The sequence below is a fragment of the Ferrimonas aestuarii genome, assembly GCF_005116665.1.
Taxonomy (GTDB): domain Bacteria; phylum Pseudomonadota; class Gammaproteobacteria; order Enterobacterales; family Shewanellaceae; genus Ferrimonas; species Ferrimonas aestuarii.
The window spans coordinates 55,017-75,899 of sequence record NZ_SWCJ01000003.1 but is presented as its reverse complement, the minus strand read 5'-3'; the positions used below and the strand labels follow the sequence as shown (position 1 = coordinate 75,899).

At 51.2% G+C, this 20,883-nt stretch carries 17 protein-coding genes; 6 read left to right on the top strand and 11 right to left on the bottom strand.

The features are described from left to right. Window positions 1-27: 27 nt before the first annotated feature. The 4 genes from FCL42_RS05350 to FCL42_RS05335 all read right to left on the bottom strand — a co-directional run bounded on the left by FCL42_RS05350 (window position 28) and on the right by FCL42_RS05335 (window position 3,143). Complete coding sequence (locus tag FCL42_RS05350) at window positions 28-1,491, bottom strand: DUF4397 domain-containing protein (RefSeq protein ID WP_136862363.1); 1,464 nt, start codon at window positions 1,489-1,491, stop codon at window positions 28-30. 77 nt (window positions 1,492-1,568) lie between these two features. Then, window positions 1,569-2,090, bottom strand: a complete 522-nt coding sequence (locus FCL42_RS05345) for a DUF3833 domain-containing protein (RefSeq protein ID WP_136862362.1) — start codon at window positions 2,088-2,090, stop codon at window positions 1,569-1,571. Window positions 2,091-2,100: 10 nt separating this feature from the next. After that, on the bottom strand, window positions 2,101-2,613 hold the full coding sequence (locus FCL42_RS05340; RefSeq protein WP_136862361.1) for a chalcone isomerase family protein: 513 nt from the start codon (window positions 2,611-2,613) through the stop codon (window positions 2,101-2,103). Continuing rightward, window positions 2,610-3,143 carry a DUF2878 domain-containing protein gene (locus FCL42_RS05335; RefSeq protein WP_136862360.1) on the bottom strand — a complete coding sequence of 178 codons (534 nt, stop codon included), beginning with the start codon at window positions 3,141-3,143 and terminating at the stop codon, window positions 2,610-2,612. Before FCL42_RS05335 ends, FCL42_RS05340 begins: the two co-directional genes overlap by 4 nt. Window positions 3,144-3,278: 135 nt before the next feature. Here FCL42_RS05335 and FCL42_RS05330 point away from each other — a divergent pair, with 135 nt between their 5' ends. The 6 genes from FCL42_RS05330 to FCL42_RS05305 all read left to right on the top strand — a co-directional run bounded on the left by FCL42_RS05330 (window position 3,279) and on the right by FCL42_RS05305 (window position 10,878). After that, a complete protein-coding gene (locus FCL42_RS05330) occupies window positions 3,279-3,845 on the top strand; it encodes an LON peptidase substrate-binding domain-containing protein (RefSeq protein ID WP_136862359.1) in 567 nt (188 codons plus the stop codon). Window positions 3,846-3,970: 125 nt separating this feature from the next. Beyond that, window positions 3,971-4,561: a sigma-70 family RNA polymerase sigma factor gene (locus tag FCL42_RS05325; protein ID WP_169308298.1), complete on the top strand. Its 591-nt coding sequence runs from the start codon at window positions 3,971-3,973 to the stop codon at window positions 4,559-4,561. Next, on the top strand, window positions 4,558-5,220 hold the full coding sequence (locus FCL42_RS05320; RefSeq protein WP_136862357.1) for a ChrR family anti-sigma-E factor: 663 nt from the start codon (window positions 4,558-4,560) through the stop codon (window positions 5,218-5,220). Before FCL42_RS05325 ends, FCL42_RS05320 begins: the two co-directional genes overlap by 4 nt. Before the next feature lie 198 nt (window positions 5,221-5,418). After that, a complete protein-coding gene (locus FCL42_RS05315) occupies window positions 5,419-7,353 on the top strand; it encodes a methyl-accepting chemotaxis protein (RefSeq protein WP_136862356.1) in 1,935 nt (644 codons plus the stop codon). Window positions 7,354-7,559: 206 nt separating this feature from the next. Then, the gene (locus FCL42_RS05310; protein WP_136862355.1) at window positions 7,560-8,327 is read left to right on the top strand and encodes a nucleotidyltransferase family protein; all 768 of its coding nucleotides are present in this window, start codon (window positions 7,560-7,562) and stop codon (window positions 8,325-8,327) included. Between the two features lie 289 nt (window positions 8,328-8,616). After that, on the top strand, window positions 8,617-10,878 hold the full coding sequence (locus tag FCL42_RS05305) for a TonB-dependent hemoglobin/transferrin/lactoferrin family receptor (protein WP_136862354.1): 2,262 nt from the start codon (window positions 8,617-8,619) through the stop codon (window positions 10,876-10,878). 64 nt (window positions 10,879-10,942) lie between these two features. Here the strand turns inward: FCL42_RS05305 and FCL42_RS05300 are convergent, their stop codons facing one another. The 7 genes from FCL42_RS05300 to FCL42_RS05270 all read right to left on the bottom strand — a co-directional run bounded on the left by FCL42_RS05300 (window position 10,943) and on the right by FCL42_RS05270 (window position 20,704). After that, on the bottom strand, window positions 10,943-13,822 hold the full coding sequence (locus FCL42_RS05300; protein ID WP_136862353.1) for an insulinase family protein: 2,880 nt from the start codon (window positions 13,820-13,822) through the stop codon (window positions 10,943-10,945). Between the two features lie 372 nt (window positions 13,823-14,194). Beyond that, window positions 14,195-15,334: a glycerate kinase gene (locus FCL42_RS05295; RefSeq protein ID WP_136862352.1), complete on the bottom strand. Its 1,140-nt coding sequence runs from the start codon at window positions 15,332-15,334 to the stop codon at window positions 14,195-14,197. A gap of 218 nt (window positions 15,335-15,552) precedes the next feature. After that, window positions 15,553-16,698 (bottom strand): porin, encoded by a 1,146-nt coding sequence (locus tag FCL42_RS05290; protein WP_136862351.1) that lies wholly within the window; start codon window positions 16,696-16,698, stop codon window positions 15,553-15,555. Window positions 16,699-16,844: 146 nt separating this feature from the next. Beyond that, on the bottom strand, window positions 16,845-17,267 hold the full coding sequence (locus FCL42_RS05285; protein WP_136862665.1) for an acyl-CoA thioesterase: 423 nt from the start codon (window positions 17,265-17,267) through the stop codon (window positions 16,845-16,847). 112 nt (window positions 17,268-17,379) lie between these two features. Further along, window positions 17,380-18,642 (bottom strand): dicarboxylate/amino acid:cation symporter, encoded by a 1,263-nt coding sequence (locus tag FCL42_RS05280; RefSeq protein ID WP_136862350.1) that lies wholly within the window; start codon window positions 18,640-18,642, stop codon window positions 17,380-17,382. Between the two features lie 328 nt (window positions 18,643-18,970). Next, complete coding sequence (locus FCL42_RS05275) at window positions 18,971-19,576, bottom strand: DUF3157 family protein (protein ID WP_136862349.1); 606 nt, start codon at window positions 19,574-19,576, stop codon at window positions 18,971-18,973. Window positions 19,577-19,840: 264 nt separating this feature from the next. Beyond that, window positions 19,841-20,704 (bottom strand): winged helix-turn-helix domain-containing protein, encoded by an 864-nt coding sequence (locus tag FCL42_RS05270; RefSeq protein ID WP_136862348.1) that lies wholly within the window; start codon window positions 20,702-20,704, stop codon window positions 19,841-19,843. Window positions 20,705-20,883 lie beyond the last annotated feature (179 nt).

Below are 20,883 nucleotides of genomic sequence, written 5' to 3'. Positions count from 1 at the left end.
CCGCTTTTTTATGCGTGGATATAACGGCTACTCTTCCGTTGCTACGAATGCATCTTGCAAGATTAGGCCGATGCCAATGCCATCGGTTGCCAATCCGGTGACGTTCATTGGATCGTCCGTAGCGATGGCGGTGTAGCGTTTGCCCGCTTCTAGATTGATCATCGCTGGACCGATGGCAACCACCTCTGGCATGCCCGCAGGGGTAACCAAAAGGTAGTAGCTTGCTGGAGGGATGCTCAAGATGCCAGAGTCCGCCAGATAAGGCACAGCGCTGAGTTTGATGTCGCTATCGTCGGCCATCATGTCGGCGCTTAGGTAGATGTCCACCTCTCCGGCAGATTCGCTGCCGTGCAGCACCCGCAGTCGCGCTTCCGTGGCGATGCTACGCAGGTCTTCTGCCACTGCCCACAGGCTTGGATTACCATCGGCATCAATAACGGCGGTGGCACTGTAAGCCATGCCCGGTGCCAACATCAGCTCCGGAATGTCGATCAGCACGGTAGCGGTGGCATTTGCAGCAACCTGAATTTGGTAGGTATCTGCAGGCAAGTCTAGGAAACCAGTCGCCGGTGTGGTTTGGCCAAACATCAGGTTGTACAGTGGCGAGTCCATGGCTGGGGCAGCACCATTAACCCAAATGTCGACCCCGCCGACAAAGTTGATGCCGTGGGTGGCGCGCAGAGCGCTGCCTAACATGGCGTCTTGGATGATGGCGGCATCGTTACCCGCCTCATCCGCTTGGTTGTCGGCAACCAGCAGATTGACCGGAGCTGCGCCAGCCTGCGTATTGCTGGTGGCCGCGATGAACAGGTCGGCAGGGGCGGACAGATCGAGTGCTCCACTGTCATACGCGACCATGGTGGCGTCATCCACGTCAGTTAAGCGCACTCGGTAATTGCCAGGGGCGACCACCACCGGATCGGCGGTAAATTCGCCGAAGCTGAGTTCGGTAAGCTCGGTGGCGGCCGACAGCTCGTCGTCGGGGCCAGTCACGTGCAGCGCCACTCGGCCCACGTCACTGGCGGCGTGAATTACCTGCAAACGCAGGTCGGTCATGGCACTGTCACTCAGCGCGGCGCGCGGTGCGATGATTGGTCCGAACGGGGTGTCGCCACTGCCTGCAAGAAGCTGTGCCACTGAGCCCGCCGCAACCACGTTGTATTCGGTATCGGCTTCTAGCGTGACTGCGCCGTCAAACACCGTGGCGGCGCTGCCATCGGCAAGCAGTCCATCAACCCGGATCTGATAGGTGCCCGTTTCTAGTGAGATGAGTGCGGAAGCTTGCTGATAATCGACGCCTTCAAGCACCAAAGCATCGTCCACATAGACATTCACCTTGGGTGCGTCTTGGGATGCATGAATGACTCTCACGCTGCCAAATTCAGCGGGCGCTGGCGGCGGCGTATTGATAACCACGTCATCATCGTCATCATCACAGCCGGTTAGGGCGATGATGCTGGAGGCCAATAGCAGGGTGGCTAGACGTTTCATGATCGTTCTCCTGATTGAGTTCACTTAGGTGAGTTAGCCTGTGTTGCTACGGAGAACGATTGAGGCTGGTTCAATATTTAATCGGATACTCGTTCAAAGGCGATGAATACTTCGGCGACGGTAATGCCAAATTTCTTGATTTTCGCCCTATTCAACAAGTGGTTATCATCGATGAGCACCATGGTGTCATCGAAGGTCACCTGCCACTGATTATCTTCAGTGATGAGGTTCATCTCATATTCCCAATGCAGAACTGGGCCTGACGTTTGGCCGACTGCCGTACCGATGATGTCGTCGGCTCGGCCTTCATACGTGCCATCACCGTTTTTCGTGATCACCCAGCGGCGGAACTGTTTTTCTCCATCGGCGTAGGTAAAGTACTCATCCAGAACCCCTTGGTTCTGTTGCCAGCTGCCATCGATATCCACAATAAAGCGGCGACTTATCTGGCCTTTGAGATCGAATACCACCCCATAAGCTTTAACCTTGCCATCAAAGAACTGCTCGAGGGCAAAGTCTGGCTTCCAGGATTGGTATTCACGCAGATCTTGGCTGCAGCCGCTGAGTGTTAGAGCAAGTAACATTACGAACCATCTCATCTGGTATTCCTTATTGGTTGGATCGATTAATCAGTTGGGCGGTCATCTCTGGATAGGCGCTGTCGCTCGAGAGCCAAATTTCGAGAAAATCGCGATTGCAGGCATCGACGGGTAGTTGGCACAAACTGCGGTGGTTAAAATGAAACTCGGCGCTGCCATCCGACTGCCAGATGAAACTTAAGGTGTCCCCTTTATTCACATCGGGAAAGCAGTGTTGATATTGGTTTAGCCAGTTGCTGTGGGCACCGCTGGCAAAGCCCAATCGCTGCCACTGCTCATCGGTGGCTTGCCACAATTGCTGACCTTCTATCTCTCTATGGTAGGTAAGGCTGAGTTTCAGTGCCTCATTACGGCCGAATTGCCCATTGTCGCTGTAGAGCCGAGCGGTATAGATTCGCCAAAACATCACTTTCAAGGTACCGCTGCCAACGCTTTGCCATAGAGGCTGATAGGCTGATGCTGGATTCGATGCGTGTGCGCTCAGCGTGATTGAGGCCATGGCGAGCAAAGGAAGTAATTTCATAGTGACCTCTCGGAAGGCTGAGATTGACTGTGTTGATGACTGGCGTTGATGATCATCATGATCACCGCCCACCAGAGAATGAACGCCGCGAGAAGAGACCATTGTTGCCACTGCACGCTGGCGATGCCAAACGCTTCGGCGCCGCGATAGCTCAGTGGCCCCGCAACCGCGCCAATGAGTCCCCAGCGCCAAGAAGGGCCGGGAAGCGCGTCCACCAATCGGAGTAGATATCGGCTGCAACCGACCCAAAGTAGCACCAGCCATAGGGGTATCCAGCCTAGGGTGAGTGTCGACTGCGCCGAGATAAAGCCTTGGGCGATAAACAGGCTGTCTGCTGCCACTCCCAAACAAGCAATACCCAATACCACCAGCCACTGACGCTGGGTGAGAGGCATTACCCATGCCCACAGTAGCAGCGCTGCGAGCTGCCACTGAGGGCTGGGTTCCAGAATGGATGCAAACCAGAACAGTTGAAACAGAGTGCCATCAAGGAGCAATCGCTTGGTGGGCATAGAGAGCGTGACGGTCATGAGTGGGTTTCCAAGCACGTGAATGAGTCTCTCTTCTATATACGGGCGAGAAAGAGAATCGATCCCTCATAAAAGCTGAACCATTGATGTGGGCAAGACGTAACACTGAATATCGACTGACAGAGAGACTGGACAATGAAACTTCCGCTGTTCCCCCTTAACGCCCATGTATTTCCTGGGGGCAAGTTAAGCCTACGAATCTTCGAGGCCCGCTACCTTCGTATGATTAAAGAGCGAGCGGGCAAAGAACCGTGTTTTGCCATGGGAATGCTTGAAGACCGAGAGGGCGGTGCTGAGGTGTTGCCTTGGGCAACTCAGGTGAGGATGGTGGATTTCAGCCAACTGGAAGACGGCCTGCTGGGCATCGTGGTGGAAGGAGTGCAGTGGCTTCACATTGAGGACATCACCACCGACGACGATGGCCTGCGCTGGGCCGATTGTAAGCCTGTGTCTATCTGGTCTGAGCCGAACCACGAGCAAGACGCCTCCATCAATTCAGCGCTGCTGTCACTGTTTGGTCAGTACCCAGAACTTGGCAAGTTGTATCCAGAGGCGGCAGGGCAAAGTATGGATTGGAGTTTACAGCGTTGGTTGGAGGTGCTTCCCATCGACGCCGGCAACAAAGTGAGCCTGCTCAACCAGCTTAACTCCAAGCCCGCTTTTGAATTTGTGAACAATTTGCTGCATCAAGGTGATCCATAATGCTGACTGAACGTATTACAATGAACGGTGAATGGTCACCGTCAATGGCAAAGCTCAGTGCGAGTAAGGAAGATACGATGCAGACGGTGGCGTCTAAAAGAGCAACTGCTTATCGGGAATCTAGCATGTCGCAAGCAGCGGGTACGACTCTCAGTGCACAGACGCTCAGAGAGGCGATGAATCGCGTGGCAAACCAGCGAGACAAAAAGGCGTTCGCTTTATTGTTTAATCATTTTGCCGACAAACTATATGGTTTTTGCTACTCCAAGGTTGGCGAGGAACAGCTAGCCAAAGAGGTGGCTCAAGACACGCTGCTGGCGGTGTGGCAAAAGGCGCACTCCTTCGATGCTGACCGTGGCAATGTGTCCACTTGGGTGTATACCATTGCTCGTAATCGCTGTTTCGACCTCGGCCGCCAAAAACTGTCTCGGCCTCAGCTTGTGAGTGCTGATACCCTGTACACCGAAACCGTAGACGAGAATCAAAGCGCGTCTGAGGCATTGGAGCAAAGCTGCACTCGCTCTCAGATTGAAACGCTATTGTCATTGTTACCAGACGCTCAGAAACAGGTGGTGACCTTGGTTTATCTGAAAGAGATGAGCCATCAAGCTGCCGCAGAATTTTTGGATCTGCCAGTAGGGACCATTAAGAGCCGTCTTCGCTTAGCCATGGAGAAGATGGCCACCAAACTGAGCCGACAGGGGGAACGAAAATGATGCACCCAACCTACGAGCAGTTGAAACTGCATGCCGACGGCGCGCTGGATGATGTGCAATCCATCATGGTGGCGGTGCACCTCCATCATTGCGACAAGTGCCGTCAGCAACTGCTTCAATTGGAGCAAGATTTGGCATCCCAGAGCTTAGTGGAAACCGAATCTGTATTTGGTGCCGACGACCTCTCTGCCCTGATGGAGCGGCTGGATGAACCTGTAGAGGTTAAACCATCCACCCCGAGTCACAGCTCGCTCAGTTTCCAAGGGCGAGAGTTCAGTTTACCGCCCCACCTGAATGAGCTGGTGCAACGCACTGGCAGCTGGACCCGTATTGTCAACAAGCTGTGGAGCGCGCCGATTCGCGATCACGACCAAGACTACCAGCTCAATTTCATCTACATGGAGCCCGGCGGCAGCATTGCTCAGCATACGCACAAAGGGCTGGAGTGGACCTTAGTCCTTGACGGTAGCTTCAGCGATGAAAATGGCCATTACGGACCTGGGGAGCTGGTGAGAACCGACGGTGAGTTGGAGCATACCCCCGTGTCGGAGCAGGGGTGTCTTTGCCTTGCGGCTATCGATGCACCATTGCAATTCACCTCCGGCATTGCAAGAGCACTCAACCCATTCAGCCAGTTGTTTTTTAAGACCGGCGGCTAGGAGTTACCCTTCAAATTTGTCCTTACTCAGGCTCGTTCGCGAGCCTGATTCGCTTGCGATTATTCATGGCTTTTATTGTTCCATTTGGTTTAACTTGCTCATTAATCACAGTTTTTGATTGGGTTGGTCAAGCTTTTTCGGGAGTCGCTTGCACTCACTGTTTGGAATCGGTTCCAAGGGTATAAGCATGAACAAATATTGTTCAGTCTTCTGGAGTCCTCCGTGCACCGCCTTGGGTTAAAAAAAACCATTACCGCCTACATCATCCTTCTGGTCGCGTTTTGCCTCTGTTCCAGTAACTTGATTGGTTATCTCAACCTCAAATCCAGCACCCACATGCAAGTTGATCGCTGGATGAGTACTGAGACCGAAGAAGCGGCGAAATCAATTGAGAGCTGGTTCCAGGCTAAAGCCCACGGTGTGCTGGCCATCGCCGATTACTATCGACGAGGTGAGCTAGATGGTCGATATGCCGAAACGGCTCGCCTGTCTACGGATGCGTTGGATCTTTACTCTATCTATTTTTCCTTTGAAGATGGCACCTCCTTTGCCAGCGCCGCAGACGATGAGGTTTGGACGGACGGTGTGGCCGATCCGGCTCAGTATGATGCCAGAACTCGAGGTTGGTACAAACTAGGGCGAACGACGCCGACAGGCACTCTTACCGATATCTATACCGATGTGGTTACCGGCAAACCGGTTATCTCAGTGGTGTTGGATCTCGGTGACGGAGTGTTATCTGGTGATATCGGCTTAGGTATTTTGCAGCAAACGGTGACGGACGTGAGTTTGGCTGGCGTGGTTAGCTTTATTGTTGATGATGCTGGCACCGTGTTGGCATCCAGCTCTGCAGATCTAAAGAGCGGCGCTCAATTGACGGAAGCTGGTCTGGGTCAGCTTAAGCAGTTCATCGATCAAAAGCAGAGCGGCCGAACTGAATATCAACTCAATGGCATTGATAAGCTGGCCTACGTCAGCGACATCCAGCTGGTGGATGGCAAGCGTTGGCACTTGGTGTTTGCTGCCGAGAAGTCGTTTGCTTACGCGGAGCTGGAAAGTGCGGCCTTCAAGGCGGTGGTGACGTCGATAGTCATGTTGGCGATCGGCATGGTGCTGGCGGTCGTGGTTCTGAATTACCTGTACCGTCCGGTATTGCAGTTACGTGAGATGGTGGAAGATTTAACCAAAGGCAATGCGGACTTGACTCGACGTTTAGAGGTTAGCGGTGAGGATGATCTGGCCAAAATCTCCCAAGGCGTGAATCGATTCATTGCTCGCTTGCAGGAGTTGATGCTTAGCCTCAGCGGCCATTCCGAAGAGATTGGCCGTAGTATCCAAGCGCTACAACAGCAAAGCACTGAAAACCATCAGCTGATTGCCTCTCATCGCAGTGAAACCGAGCAGGTGGTTTCGGCAGTTCAAGAGCTCAGTGCCACCTCTTCTGATGTGGCTGGCAATACCAACTCGGCTTCCAGTTTTACTCAGGTTACCCATGATCTCGTTGGCCGTTCTGAGATGGCCGTCGGTCAAGCAACCAGCTCGGTGTCTCAACTGGTTGAAGAGATAAGCCGTACCGCGGATAACATTGCTGAGATTGAGCGGGACACCTCGACCATTACCGACATCATTCAGACCATCAGTGAGATTGCCGATCAAACCAACTTGTTGGCTCTCAATGCTGCCATTGAGGCGGCTCGGGCTGGAGAGCAGGGCCGAGGCTTTGCCGTGGTCGCCGACGAAGTGCGGGCGCTGGCGGGAAGAACACGAACCAGTACTGCGGAAATTGAGCAGAGTTTGCTTAAGCTTCGTCAGGGCTCGGAAAAAGCGATTGAATCGATGGGGCGCACTCGAACCAGCTGTGATGACGCCACAGAGCGCACCTCTGAAGTCGCCGGTGAGCTGAAAGAGATTGCCGAAAAGGTTGCCCACATCAATGATCTCAATGGCCAAATCGCAACGGCTACTGAGCAGCAAAGCTGCGTCAGCAATGAGGTCGCCGGTAATATGACTGCCATTGCTCAGTTGGCTCAGCAGTTAGAAGAGAATGACCGCGCTGTGGTGGATGAGTCTCAAGCGTTGGCTAAAGCAAACCAAGGCTTCAACGAGGTAGTTGCTCAGTTTAGATTGAGTTAGTCGATTTTTTAACTTTTATAAAGTGTGCGGCCGGTCACATTGTGGCTGGCTCGCTGGAACCCTTGCTGTAACGGCTTATCCCACCTTATGTGGCAGCAAAAGAAGCAGATTTACGTACGCTTACATTTGCCGCCATTGAAAAATGCCTGTCGCGCCCCGACAGATGTTGTAGGGCCACATTGGCCTTTTCTGCATGAGGAGACTACATGGGTAAGTTCTTAAAAACCGCTCTAATGTTGCTGATGGTGGGTCAATCCCCCGTTCAAGCAGCCTCCCCGTTATCCTTGACCGCCGCCTCCGGCGACCTACCAAAACTAGAACGACAGAATCGAGCCGCCAAAGGGTTGCCCGAGTTGATGGCCATTAGCCATGACAGCAGCCAGGTACAACAACCGATCAGCGACTTCGAAAATCTATACGCACAAGCCGAACAGGCTCAGCAGGAGTTGGCGATGCTGACTCACAAAGTGGCGTTTCTTTCAGGCACCGAAGCCAGCGTACCGAATATCAAAAGCCGTGAACGAGCTAAGGCCAAAGTGGCATCCAAATTCAACGGAGACGTTACTGCACTAACGGATCTGGCCAGAACCACCATTATTGCGAATGACGTAGAGGGCGTGGTTCGGGCGTATCAAACTCTGCAGCAGCAGGGACAGATTCAACAAGTTAAAAATCGTTTTCAAAACCCCAAGGCCAATGGTTATCGGGATCTCAACGTCTTAGTGACTTTGCCGGAAACCCAGTTGGTTGCCGAGGTGCAAATCCATCTTAGTGACATTGCTGCCATCAAAAGTGGCCCTGAGCACAAAATCTATACCGATATTCAACAGATTGAACGTTTGGCAGAGCAACAACAACGACAGCTGAGCGAATTTGAAACCGCTCGTATTGCTAAGTTGAAGCAGCAATCGACTCAGCTCTATCAGCAGCAGTGGGCTCAAATTGAGCTCGCTCAGCCTCAACAATTTGGCTAACGTCACAACTCAGTTTCATTTAAAGGCGGGTTAATCCCGCCTTTTTTCTATTTATGTGTTGATAAAAACCACGATTTTGAATCTTTTTCGTTCATATTTTTTGCGGCCTGTTTTCTGCTTTTAATAGGCGTTGTTAAAAGGTGTTGTTAGTAAAGTTAATGTGGCTAAAAACTCGATCTTGCGCACCTTTATTGTCCGATTGCTGTGTTTTAATCTCGCCCTAATTGGTCCTTTAGTGAGAATCATTCTCAATGGAAGGTGGTTTTCAACACCATTTAGGCGAAGCGTAATGAAAAACAATCGGTTGAGCTTACTGAGTTTGGCGGTGAGCAGTGCATTGGCATTGCCAGCGATGGCAGCGAGCGGTGACAGCACTGAAGTGATCGTGATCTCGGGTTCACGATTGGAGCAAAATCTGCAAACCGTGGCAGGCTCCGTTGTGGTCATGGATGAGGAAGAGATCGCTCGTAATATGAGCTCTGACTTTGCCTCTCTGTTCCGCAATGAGGCTGCGGTGGATGTTAAAGGTGGGGCTGGCAAATCCACTTCCGTCACCATTCGTGGCATCGGTGGTAATCGGGTCATGATGGTGAAAGACGGCGTGCGGGTGAACAACCAGTACGCTTCACCACTGGGCCCTGGCGCGGAAGGTACCGGCCGAGGCCTGACCGAAGTTGAGGGGTTGAAGCAGGTCGAAGTGGTTAAAGCGGCAGCCTCCACCATCTATGGCTCTGATGCTCTGGGTGGCGTGGTGGTGATGCAAACCAAAGATGCGTCAGATTACCTTCAAGGTGAGGATCACTATGCGTCGGTCAACACCGGCTTTGCAGGGGTAAACAACGAATTTTTCGCTGGCTTTACCGCCGCTGCAGCTTATGGTGATTTTGAAAACCTGATCGCGTATCAGCGTCGAGACGGCGAAGAGCAGCAAAGCTATGATGAGACGCTTCCCGATTCGGATTTGGTCACTGACAGCATTCTGTTTAAATCCAAGTATCGTTATAACCAGCATACCAATGTGCAGCTGACGCTGGATTTTCTGAATCAGCAATTGGATCGTTATCAGTTTGATGAGGACAGCGATCCGCAAGACAACGAATGGATCGATTATGACCGCCAGACCCAAGTGTTTAATGGCTCCATTCGCATTCGCTCTGATAAAACCACCTTTGCCCACGACAACATGGATGTGGTGGTCTACTACGGTTTGACCGATCAAAATGAGTGGCGAGAGTACCGCAATGCCAATGACCAAGGGAGCCGAGCCGATCTGTTTGAGACCCGTGATTATGACTTTGAAGAGCAGCGTTACGGGTTTACCTCAACCTTTGGTAAACACATTGGCAATGAGCGTTACGCCCATAACCTGACCTACGGCTTTGATATCGAACAGTCTGAGATGAGCCGACCTCGTGAGTATCGTAACAGCGTGGAAGTGTGTGACGGGTTCGGCGCCGGTAAGACTTGTGAGATGCAGTGGCAGACCAGCCATCCTTTTGCCTTTCCTGATACCGAAAGCTTGCGCCTGGGCTTCTTTGTTCAAGATGACATCAGCTTGATGGACGGCAAGCTAAACCTAGTTGCTGGCTTGCGTTACGACTATTTCAAAAACGATCCGGATGCCGAGCAGGCCCAGAACGCCATTGGCGACCGTGATGATTTTGAGTTGTCTGATTTTGACAGCATGAGCGAAGACTTTTTATCACCCAAGTTGGGGGCGGTTTATGCTCTGACCGATAAAGTGAATGTGTATGCTCAATACGCGTACGGCTATAAGATGCCGACTCCAGATCAGAAATGGGGCGAGCTCTATGTGCCAGCAGGGCCAACCACCGACGTATTGGTTCAAGCCAACTACGATCTTGAGTCTGAATCCAGCCATACCTATGAGATTGGCGTTCGCGGTAATCATCAAGATACCGATTACGAGCTGACTCTGTTCTACATTCAGGCCAAAGACTACATCGATTGGCGTTATGTGGAGTGTCGCGGCAGTGCGGCGGGCTGCGGCATGGGCATTGGTGAATTGGTGTATGAATACGTCAATGTGGATGAAGTCACCATGTACGGGGCCGAAATTCAGGCCAGTCATTGGCTAACCGATGATCTGAAGGTGTGGGGAAATCTGGCCTACACCTATGGTGAAGACGGCGATGGCGACTACCTCAATACCATCAGTCCAATGAAAGGGGCTGTGGGCATGATGCTTACGAGTGAAGTGGGCGATTTTAATCTGGTTACTCGCTTTGCGGCTAAGATGGACCGCACCACCGATCTGGACATCATTGAAGACCCAAGCGATCCCTTTAAGTTTATGAACAGCGTCTACAACACGCCGGGGTATGCGGTGGTTGATCTGACTTACGGCAAGGAGTTGACCGATAATTTGATGCTGCGTGCCGGGGTGTACAACCTGTTTGATAAGGAGTACGTCGAATATGCGGATGTGGCTGGCCAATCTAAATTCCTATTAGATTCCTTCGGAACCAGTGAAGAGGATCTGACCCAGCCCGGTCGCCATTTGAGTGTCAATTTACGCTACAACTTCTAAGGTTATTGCGTGACGAATGACAAAACCCAGCCGATTGGCTGGGTTTTGTGGTTTCGATGAGCGCTTACAGAGACAGGCGCTGGAAGCTATCTAGGTCGGCGACGCGGGTTTGGTTGTCAAACTCGGCAAATGAGGTTTCCTTAAAGGCATCCCCTCGCATCTGAACAACAACGCGATTCATGTCGCTACCCTGAAGGTACTTGCTGTAAAGCGCTTGAACGTCTTTGAGCGTGACCGCATTGACTGCATTAACCAACTTGGTTTTGCTGTCGAAGCTGAGCTTGCGCTGATTCCAATCTGCAACCATATCCGAGGCTTCTTCACGCAGGTTTTTCGGTGGCTGAGTCAGATCCACCAACACCGTATCACGCACCTGAGTAAACTCTTCCGCTGAGGTTTCTGATAGGGCTTTATTGAAGTTCATCCGAAAATCATTAAAGCGCGCCATCAGCTCTCTTGGGCCTTTGACGGGGGACTGAATGTAGATCCCCAACAACAGGTGTTCGCGCATGGCTTGGTTAAAGAAGCCTACGGCGTAGCCGAGCTGCTCTTCACTGCGCAGTTGAGTGAAAATCGCCGGGCTGACCAGCTTTTTCAGAACCAGAGACGCCGCGTACTCATTCACATCCAGAGGTGCCAACTGCGTGTCCAGCAGTGCTGAGTCGTGCATTTTGATCTGCTGAGACCAGTTGATGGGGGCTTTCGCGTCCATGGCGACCATGGGGCTGAAGTAGAACGGGTCTTGATGGCGCTCGGTTGGCAAGATGCTTCGAGCCTTGGAAACCAGCTCGGTCAGTGGCTTAGGCCCGTAGTTGCCAAAGGCGAAGACCCGAGGCTTACCTTGAGCCAAAAGCTGTTGCTGGAACTGGGTTAACGACGCCACGGTGATGGCATCGACGCTGTTCAATAAGGCGTTATTGGACGCGCTGTCTTGGTAGATTAACTGACTGAATGCGGGGAACAGTTGGTTGAGAACCATCTGCTGTTCCATGCTCCGAATATCCGCAACGTAGCTTGCCTTCAGGTTCGCGAGCTCCTCAGGAGTAACCCGATACTCCATCAATTGAGTAAGCAGAGAGGTGAGCAGCTCAGGTTGTTTGTCGGTAAAACCGCTGACACTGACGCTCACTCCGGCGTCAACTTCGGCACTCAGGTTCATACCCGCTTCGCTGGCGGCATTGGATAAGGTCATTAATGACTGTTGCCAGCCCATGTTGGTTAACGCCGCCATCGCTTGGTGCTGAGGCGACAGCTTGTCGAAACCGGTATTCAGCTGCAGGGAGATCATCCCTTTTGGTTGCTGGAACCGGGTTGAGTGGGTCAGGTAGATCTCCACCTCCTCGTTATCGACCAGCTTCTCTGGGGTGGAGTGTGTGGCGGCAACAAGATCAAACTGCTCCGGCATCAAGTTGTTGATGGCTGGCAGCGACAGGGTGATGGCATCATCGGCAGCCAACCAAGATTGATTGCGCTCGCTGCCGATGGGCTCCACTTTGTATTGACCGGCAAAATAGGTCATGTCGGTATCGACTTGCTGGCCTTGATCGACGTACCAGACGTTGGCATTTTCCAGTGACAGCTGATCCAAGACCTGATGGATGGCATTGGCATCAAACTGTTGGTATTCGTAGGCATTGCTCAATACGTATTGGGGCTCGAAATACTGCAGTTCAGCAGCAATTCCCATGGCGTATTGGTAGTCATTGACCTTTTCTAAGAAGCGAAACTCATTGGCTAAGCTCTGGCTTATCTCTTTGTAGAAGCGTGGGTCTACGCCATCTTTCTTTATCAGGTCGATGTATTGGAAGATGGCGCCGGTGATCAGTTCCCGTTGAGCTAAGCCTTTCTCGGTTAGATCCACATAGATGGAGAAGCTTCCTTGAGTGCCATAGGCATCGGCGTCGGCAAAGGCGTATAGGTTTTCAGCCAGCCCCAGATCTCGCAGGGTGGAAGAGAGGGTGCCAGGCATCTCGCTGCCGAGTAAGTAGCTGATGTACTGATTAGGCTTAACAGCAAACTGGTTGTGGTTGTTGTCGATGGTGAACTGAACCTGCAGCTGCTTGAGTTCGGTTTGCGGCTTATAACGCACCAGCTTGTTTTTGTCTTGCTGGCGGGCCGCAGCGACGGTGACTTCAGGCTTTGTGACCTCTTTGTTTGGAATCTTTCCAAAGTGTTTTTTGGCCAACGATTCCATATCATCCAGCGGCAAACTGCTGATCATCGCCGCTTTCATCAAGTTGGCTGAGTAGTAATCGTGATAGAACTTCTCCAGCTGGTCTTGAAGTTTTAGCTCACCATGATCAGCCAGTGATTCCAGGTTACCCCAACTAAAATTGGCATTAGGGTGGGCAGGGTTGAGTGTCAGTCCTTCAAGTTCTCCCATGATCACATAATCGTTTGGTCCCTTCATGGTCCACTCTGAGTGCACCGCATTACGCTCTTTGTCTGAGTAGGTGGGATCCAAAATGGCTTCATGGAAAAAGCCTGAGAAGCGAGCCAGCGCTTCGTCGTAGGCGTTATTGTTCACGGCCACCATGTAGTTGGTGTGATCGTTGGCGGTGTAGGCGTTCTGTGAGCCGCCATTGCGGCTAATGAAATCGGAATACTCGCCTACTTCAGGGAAACTTTTGGTGCCCATAAACAGCATGTGTTCTAGGTAGTGGGCTAAGCCTCCAAATGCTTTGGGCTCATTGAAGGAGCCAACGCCTACGCTCAGGGCGGCGGCGGACTTTTCGGTTTCTGGGTCGGAAACCAGAACCACTTGAATGCCGTTATCTAATTGAACGCTTCGATACAGACGGGAATCATTTTGGCTTTTTTTTACTTCGGCCACAGCGGCTTGAGTTGGCGCTACAGATTGCCCAGATTCTGGGGTGGATGGACTGCAGCCCCCCAAAGCAAAAGCGATGCTTAAGGCGATGAGTTTGATTGGTACTGTTCTCATGTGGTTCTTCCTTGGACGATTGTTATTGTTAGTCGGTACCGACCTTATGCAGTGCAAGCTTTGTCGTGTCACTTAAGGCAAGTGATTCGCCGCCGCCGTTGATGCGGATGCCCTAGATGCTGGTGTGTTTTTATGTTGAAAACCGCGATTTTCCAATCGGTACCGATTGCTCATCCTTCCAGAAAACTCATTGTAAATAAAACGTTAATTGTTAAATGAAAGCCTTTTTCCTATTTCAATTTTAGGCTTCATAACCGCAGATGGGCTGATGGCGGGGCTGATTGAGATTCGAGGGTGTCAGGGCAAGAGTGTTACTAAGTTTTAATGAGTGAGCTAAGGCGCCGCTCTAGATCTGGAACGCCGCCTTTCGATCTACAACGAGATGCGCAATGCGGCGGCGATGTTAACCGATGTGGCTTTAAGATTATCCGCGGCATTGTTTAGCAGCGGGCGTAGGTCACTGGCACCTGGGGTGATGGAGAACAGTGCGCTGAAACCGTGCTCCAACAGTACGTTGGCATCCGAGCTAACGCTGCCGGCGATGCCGATGAGCGGTATCTGATGCTTAGCAGCACATTTTGCTACCCCCATCGGCGTTTTGCCTCTTAGGGTTTGACTGTCCAGCCGCCCCTCACCGGTGATCACCAAGCTGGCTCCTTTGAGTTTCTCCTCCAGTTTGACTGTGTCGATAACAATGTCGATCCCAGGTTTTAAGCTGGCATTTAGCAACGTCAGCGCTCCAAACCCCATGCCTCCGGCCGCTCCCGCGCCTGGGGTCTGGCGCTCATCACCAAACCCGTGCTGAGTAACAACGTCACCATAATGCTGCAGAGCCAGCTCAAGGGTGGTTACCATTGCCGCCGATGCCCCTTTTTGTGGGCCAAAAATGGTCGAGGCACCTTGAGGGCCGCACAGAGGATTATCCACGTCACAAGCCACCTGAAAGCTTGCTTGAGACAGCGCGGGATGCACGTTGGTGGTATCGACGTGGCAGAGGGCGCTAAGGACCTCACCGCCGGGAGCTAACGGGAGGCCTTTGGCATCATAAAAACCAAAGCCCAGTGCCTGAGCCATTCCGGCGCCGCCATCGTTGGTGGCACTGCCACCTAAGCCGAGAATAAACCGGCGCACGCCTCTATTTAGGGCATCGTTGATCAGCTCGCCGGTACCATAGCTGCTGGTTATGAGCGGGTTGCGTTTCTCTAGTGGCACCAGATCAAGGCCTGAGGCCGCTGCCATCTCGATCACTGCGGTTGGTTGGCCGTCTTGCTCAATCAGTCCGTAGCTGGCCGTTACCGGGATCCCTAGGGGGCCGTGAACGGATACCTTAATGGCATCGCCCCCAGTGGCATCAAGCAGTGCCTGTACGGTTCCTTCTCCACCGTCGGCAACGGGAACTTTGATGAATTCTGCTTGAGGGAACACGGTTGTGAATCCCAGCTCAATCTGTTGGGCCACCTCTAAGGCGGTCAGGCATTCTTTAAATGAGTCGGGAGCAATGACGATCTTCATGGTGGTTCCCTGTGGGTGAGGAGAAACGCCGCTTCTGGAGCGGCGTGTTTGATGTTGGCGTACAACGTAATAGGAATCAAGGTTATAAAAGGATAACCCCGAGCCTAAATGGCTTTTACCAATTGCACTACTGGCGCGCTCATTCCGTTGAAATTAATCGGCTCTCAGGTAAGGCCAAAAAGTGAAGCGTCAGTGGCTCTAAAGTGAGATTTTCGGTATTAAAAGTAGACCCTCATTCCCACCCCATAGGCGTTTTCCTCATCGAGGTTATCAAAGCCGATGCTGCTGTCATCCAACTTGGCTTCAAGGTAAACCAGCGCCATGTTGTTCCAGAGGTAGTGCAAGCCCAGTACGTAGAAGCGCCGGCGGAATTCGCCGTTGGCGTTGTTGTATTCGCTGTTGTTGGACTCAAGCCAATTCAGGCCTGATACCAAGGTCAACTGGTTTTCTAGGGTGTAGGTCAGCATCAATTCATAGCCGTCGCCATCAAAGATACGGCCCATGTCATCAATTTCGTGACGTTGGGTGTGGGCGTACACTGCCGCGAGATGGAGCCCCTTATCATAGAGAGTGCCGTATTTGGCACTGAAGGCGAGGGCGTCGTCGTTGTCGGCGGAGATACGGCTGTCTTCGGGTGTGTATTCACCGGTGTTGAATGCGATGCCAAATTGCCACTGCTGCCAATGATAGAGAGCCGCGATGCCGTAGGTATCGTCATAATTGATGTTGAAGTTGTTGTCTTGGCAGAATGGTTGTTCGGGGTTGTCGATGCACTCTTGGGGCACCACTTCAATTAGGTTGTCGACGTTCGCTTGGTACTGAAGGCCCAAGGTGAACGCCCCCCAAGACTTTCGATAGATGATGGCGCTGTCGGCACGCCCCGTACCGGAGATGCCACCGTCGGTGCCGAAGTTATAGACGCCGCTGGCCAAACCACCAGTGGTGACGAAGTAGTCGGTGATCTCAGTGACGTCATAATAGATTGACCACTGCTTGCCGGCAGTAAGACGGCCATATCCTTGGTGTGATACTCCAACCCAGCCTTGGCGATTGAAGAAAAAGTCCCCTTCACGTTGTGACTGCAAACTGTCACCCCGAAACGCCAATGAGGTGGTGTGATCTATGGTGTTAAAGCCCCACTCGGCTTTGGCTTCGACTTTCCAACCCTCTCCCATATTGCGATGAAAGTGAAAGTTCATCCGTGATGAAGCGTCGGCGAGAAAGGTATCACTTTCACTGTTGATGAGAGAGATTCCCAGCCACCCTCCAACGGTAAGCAGGTTGTTACCATCATCAAAAATGGGATCGGCCAGAGTCATTGGGCTGATGCAGCATAGGGCAAATAGGGAGCGAGCCAATTTCATCCATTATTCCTTTAGTTGGATTGATTACGGCTAAAGTTTAGTCAAAGGACGTGATCTATCAGGTAGATATTGGAAGCTGCTCGTAAGAAAAAGCGGGTCGAATGCCCGCTTCTAAGGATTGGTATGTGGCGGCAGAGTCGCTCGGCCTATTGATATTGGAGTAGGGCGCTGCGAATCTCAGCTGGAATCTGGCTTTTGCAGTTGTTCTTGAAGTCGAAAACCACCACATCGGCGCTGCCAATGGTAGTGATACTCTGCTGGCTTTCACTGTAGATGTGATATTCCATGGTGAAGCGATCCTGGCCTAGTTCACCAATTTTGGTGCCAACCCAAAGGGTATCTGGGAAGACGACTGGCCGCTTATAGCGACATTTGGTCTCCGCTAAAATTGGACCAATCCCTTGGGTTTTCAGAGTTTTCATCAGGCCAATCTGATTGAAGAAATCGATGCGGGCGGTTTCAAAGTAGCGAAAGTAGACCACGTTATTGACGTGCTGTAGGGCATCCATTTCACCCCAAGCGACATTGATGGCAGTGTGGATGGGGAAGTCCCGCTTAAATGCTTCCATGCTCATAGTGTTTTCCAGTTAAACGCTTGTTTGAATTTGCTACTTTATCAACGCTTAGTCTGAAAAACAAACAGGCCGCATTAAGCGGCCTGTATTATAGATAATCGAGTGATCAGCGGTTGCTGGCCACTGGCTGCGCTTGAGCTTGTTCTGATGGCTCTTCACCAACCATGGCATCGACAATGGCAGCTCCGACGGCGTCGCCAGTGATGTTCAGGGCGGTACGAATCATGTCAAAGATACGGTCAAGGGCGAACAGTAAAGGTAGACCTTCAATCGGAATGCCTGCTGCTAGCAGTACTGCAACCACCAAGAAGGATGGCCCCGGAACGCCAGCTTGGCCAACGGCACCCAGAGTAGAGGTCAGAATGATGGCAACGTAGGCCCCCATGCTCAGGTCCACCCCGAAGGCTTGGGCAAAAAACACCGCAACTAGACCATAGTAGATGGCATTACCACTCATGTTAATGGTGGCGCCCAATGGCAATACGAAGCTGGAAGTCGAGCTGCGAATACCAAGCTCTTTTTCGCAGGTATCCATGGTGACAGGCAGAGTTGCCATCGAGGAAGCGGTAGACAGCGCTACGGCCTGAGGACGCTTCATAGCGGACAGGAATTTGCCCACAGGAATCTTGGTAAAGGCTTTAATCATCAATGGGTAAGCGATGAAGCCGAAGATGGCGATGGCGGCAATGTAGACGATCACTAGGTTCATCACTGTGCTGAGTGCGGCAAAACCAAAGGTGCCCACGGCTTCGGCCATCAAGCCAAATACGCCAATAGGCGCGATCTTCATTACCACGTTGATCATCCAAATGAAGGCGTCAACGATGGTGTTGATGCCGTCGATAAGCGGCTTGGAGCGCTCTGAATCCACTTTGGACAGGCCAATACCGAAGAACAGGCAGAACACCAAGATTTGCAGGATGTTGCCATCATACAGTGAGGTAAATACGTTGGTTGGGATCATGCCAATCATGGTGGCCCAGAAGGTCGGTAATTCCCCTTTTGCCGCTAAATCACCATCAAACATGGCGTTGACGCTACCAAAGTCGATACCCATCCCTGGCTTAAAGGTCTCACCTAGGAACAAAGCTAAAGCGACCGCCAAGGCGGAGGTGATGCCGAAGAAAGCTAGGGTGGTAAGGCCAACTTTACCTGCCGCGTGGCTGTTACCTAGACCGGCAGCACCGCTGATGATGGCAACCGCCACCAGTGGAATAACCAGCATCTTAATTAGATGGATAAAGATGCTACCAAGTGGAGCAAACATGGCCGCTGACTCGCCCATGGCGATGCCGACTAGGGTACCGATGATCATAGCGATGACCACTTGTACACCTATGTTACTGAGAAGGTGTTTAGCTTTAGACACGATGTTACCTGTTATAGTGCAATTGATTTAGTAGGGATTAATTCTGTTTTTTATGAAAATAATAGGGGGGGGTGACTCCTTTCGGATGTTGTACTCCTAAAGGCTGTGGTTGGCAATTGCGCTGATAGTTGTCCGAGGTGTGCATTCGAAAATGTTATTGGTGAATAACAAATTGCAATTAACCTCAGTGTTATATGCTGTCAAGTTGGGTTATCTTGGTTGTTTGTGTGTATTTCTTTTGGTGGCATTAGCGAAATCAGCCTGACCTTTTGGGGCGTGATCAGGCTCAATTTTTTCCGCGTTGTGCTTTTGTCATTAACGTGGTGGGTTAGCCGCGAGTATCGGTATCGCTAATTTGGCCGGTAACTCGGAACTCGCTGTGCTTGGGAAGTTCAATGCGAATGTCGGTGCCCTTCTCTTGGTTACCAGGACGTAGATAGGTGCTCGCCATACGCTTAATGGCCTGCCACACTGGGTATTCATCTTGAGCGAGAAGTTGGCCATTGGCATCATAAAGGCTCAAGGTAATGTAGATCTCCACCACTGGTTCAATGCCGTTGTTGTGAATGGTGGTAGGAATGACCAATTCCCCGTCTTCGTAATGGGCACTCTCCAATACAACATGAAAACCCGCTTGGCTTATCTGCATGATTGGCTGTTGCTGGTTGATGCTAAAGGCAACGCCTACGGTTGAGTTGGCGAGTTTTGCGGTTTGAGTTGGAATTGGCTGAGCCTGGAGAGCGGGAGTGTTAACCTCCGGTTTCATCGTCTCATTGGTTAGCGCTTTAGTTTCTTCTTTTGGCATGTACTGCCAAGTGAAATCATCTTTAAGAAGAATTTGGCGGCCGTCTTCAAGGGTCAGAATTTGGTCGGCGGCTTGAGTCGGCGCTAGGATAAACGCGCTAAGCAGTGGCGCCCATTTTAGTAGGTTCATAGTGAGTTCCTAATGTTGTCCTGCCAGCAGGGTAACAAAAATAGGAGTAAGGTGCTGTGATTAGTGAAAGGCGGGCAAAAGAAAGCCGTCAGACAGGTACAAATCTAACGGCTCAAAGCGAGTACGGATAGTCAGGGTGATCCTTCACCACCAATTCGCATCACTAGGACTAGTTCTATCCTGTATTGCTTTGATTTGCCTTTGAATAGATTTGAAAGAAATTGAAATTCATTTAAATCAATAGGTTAAACTGTGACTCTTTCGTTATAATTCAATCTGTTTTGGCAGCGGGATATGCTCTGCAAGCATTTGATATAGGCTAAAGGGGTCGCCTGTCACGCCCTGTGCTCCCTGTTCATGAACCATCTTTATCTGAGCCTCTGATGGTTTGAATGTGTAGATAAGAAAGGGAGTCCTGTCGCCCTTTTCTCTCAAAGCCTTGACCAATTTGAGTCCTGCGAGCCAATCTCCATTTCGCCCCATGTCTGAAATAACTACGTCGTAACGATAAATGGTGAGCAGCTGCAGCGCCTCTTCTGTTGAGGTAACGGTGAATATGGCAACTTGTTGGCTGTTTAAGAATTTGGTTTCGTTTAGGTTGTTTTCAGGATGATCATCAACCCAAAGTATTCGGGCCAATGGATTCGGCAGCTCTTCGGGCGCAATGGACTCATTGAGTTGCCAAATTGCTAGGAATAGAAGGGCAACCATGCTTGTGGCTAGTAGCATGGTGAACATTAGGCCTGATTGAGGAAGTTTAGTTTCTGAGTCCTGCGAAGAAGACGTAGGCGTCGTTTTACCAGATTGGTATTTTCTTAGTCTTTCTTGGGCTTCGCTGGCTAGACGATAACCGCGGCCATGTACTGTTTGAATTACTTGAAATTCAACCCCTTGTTTGGCAAGCAGTTTACGAGTGTCTGAAATTAACCGCGATACAGACCAATTACTAACTACGGTATCTGGCCAAAGCTGATCCAGTAGCTGTTGCTGGGAAACCGGCTCAGGCGCCGACTCCGCGAGTAGTATGAGTAACCGAATGGAGCGCTCATCACATTGGAGTAGATCTTGATCACATCTCAAACTGTGTCGTTCGGTATCCAGTTCAAATTGTTCAAAGCAATACAGCATGTTTCATGGCTAAATGTTTTCTAAATGTTAATGTTGTGTTGGTTTATCTAACCTGAGAATTTCATAAGCGTCAAATAGTTCTGTGGGGATCTGACAATGGTTCGAATTTGAAAACACAGCGTTCTTTGCTTTTCCTTACTTTTGTAAATCAACTACATAATTTGAGTGGGTAATCATCA

Excerpts from the sequence above, each read along its gene's own strand:
- FCL42_RS05305 (WP_136862354.1), top strand. The coding sequence starts at position 8,617 with ATGAAAAACAATCGGTTGAGCTTACTGAGTTTGGCGGTGAGCAGTGCA.
- FCL42_RS05350 (WP_136862363.1), bottom strand. The coding sequence starts at position 1,491 with ATGAAACGTCTAGCCACCCTGCTATTGGCCTCCAGCATCATCGCCCTA.
- FCL42_RS05290 (WP_136862351.1), bottom strand. The coding sequence starts at position 16,698 with ATGAAATTGGCTCGCTCCCTATTTGCCCTATGCTGCATCAGCCCAATG.
- FCL42_RS05345 (WP_136862362.1), bottom strand. The coding sequence starts at position 2,090 with ATGAGATGGTTCGTAATGTTACTTGCTCTAACACTCAGCGGCTGCAGC.
- FCL42_RS05285 (WP_136862665.1), bottom strand. The coding sequence starts at position 17,267 with ATGGAAGCATTTAAGCGGGACTTCCCCATCCACACTGCCATCAATGTC.
- FCL42_RS05300 (WP_136862353.1), bottom strand. The coding sequence starts at position 13,822 with ATGAGAACAGTACCAATCAAACTCATCGCCTTAAGCATCGCTTTTGCT.
- FCL42_RS05335 (WP_136862360.1), bottom strand. The coding sequence starts at position 3,143 with ATGACCGTCACGCTCTCTATGCCCACCAAGCGATTGCTCCTTGATGGC.
- FCL42_RS05330 (WP_136862359.1), top strand. The coding sequence starts at position 3,279 with ATGAAACTTCCGCTGTTCCCCCTTAACGCCCATGTATTTCCTGGGGGC.
- FCL42_RS05340 (WP_136862361.1), bottom strand. The coding sequence starts at position 2,613 with ATGAAATTACTTCCTTTGCTCGCCATGGCCTCAATCACGCTGAGCGCA.
- FCL42_RS05295 (WP_136862352.1), bottom strand. The coding sequence starts at position 15,334 with ATGAAGATCGTCATTGCTCCCGACTCATTTAAAGAATGCCTGACCGCC.
- FCL42_RS05320 (WP_136862357.1), top strand. The coding sequence starts at position 4,558 with ATGATGCACCCAACCTACGAGCAGTTGAAACTGCATGCCGACGGCGCG.
- FCL42_RS05275 (WP_136862349.1), bottom strand. The coding sequence starts at position 19,576 with ATGAACCTACTAAAATGGGCGCCACTGCTTAGCGCGTTTATCCTAGCG.
- FCL42_RS05325 (WP_169308298.1), top strand. The coding sequence starts at position 3,971 with ATGTCGCAAGCAGCGGGTACGACTCTCAGTGCACAGACGCTCAGAGAG.
- FCL42_RS05310 (WP_136862355.1), top strand. The coding sequence starts at position 7,560 with ATGGGTAAGTTCTTAAAAACCGCTCTAATGTTGCTGATGGTGGGTCAA.
- FCL42_RS05270 (WP_136862348.1), bottom strand. The coding sequence starts at position 20,704 with ATGCTGTATTGCTTTGAACAATTTGAACTGGATACCGAACGACACAGT.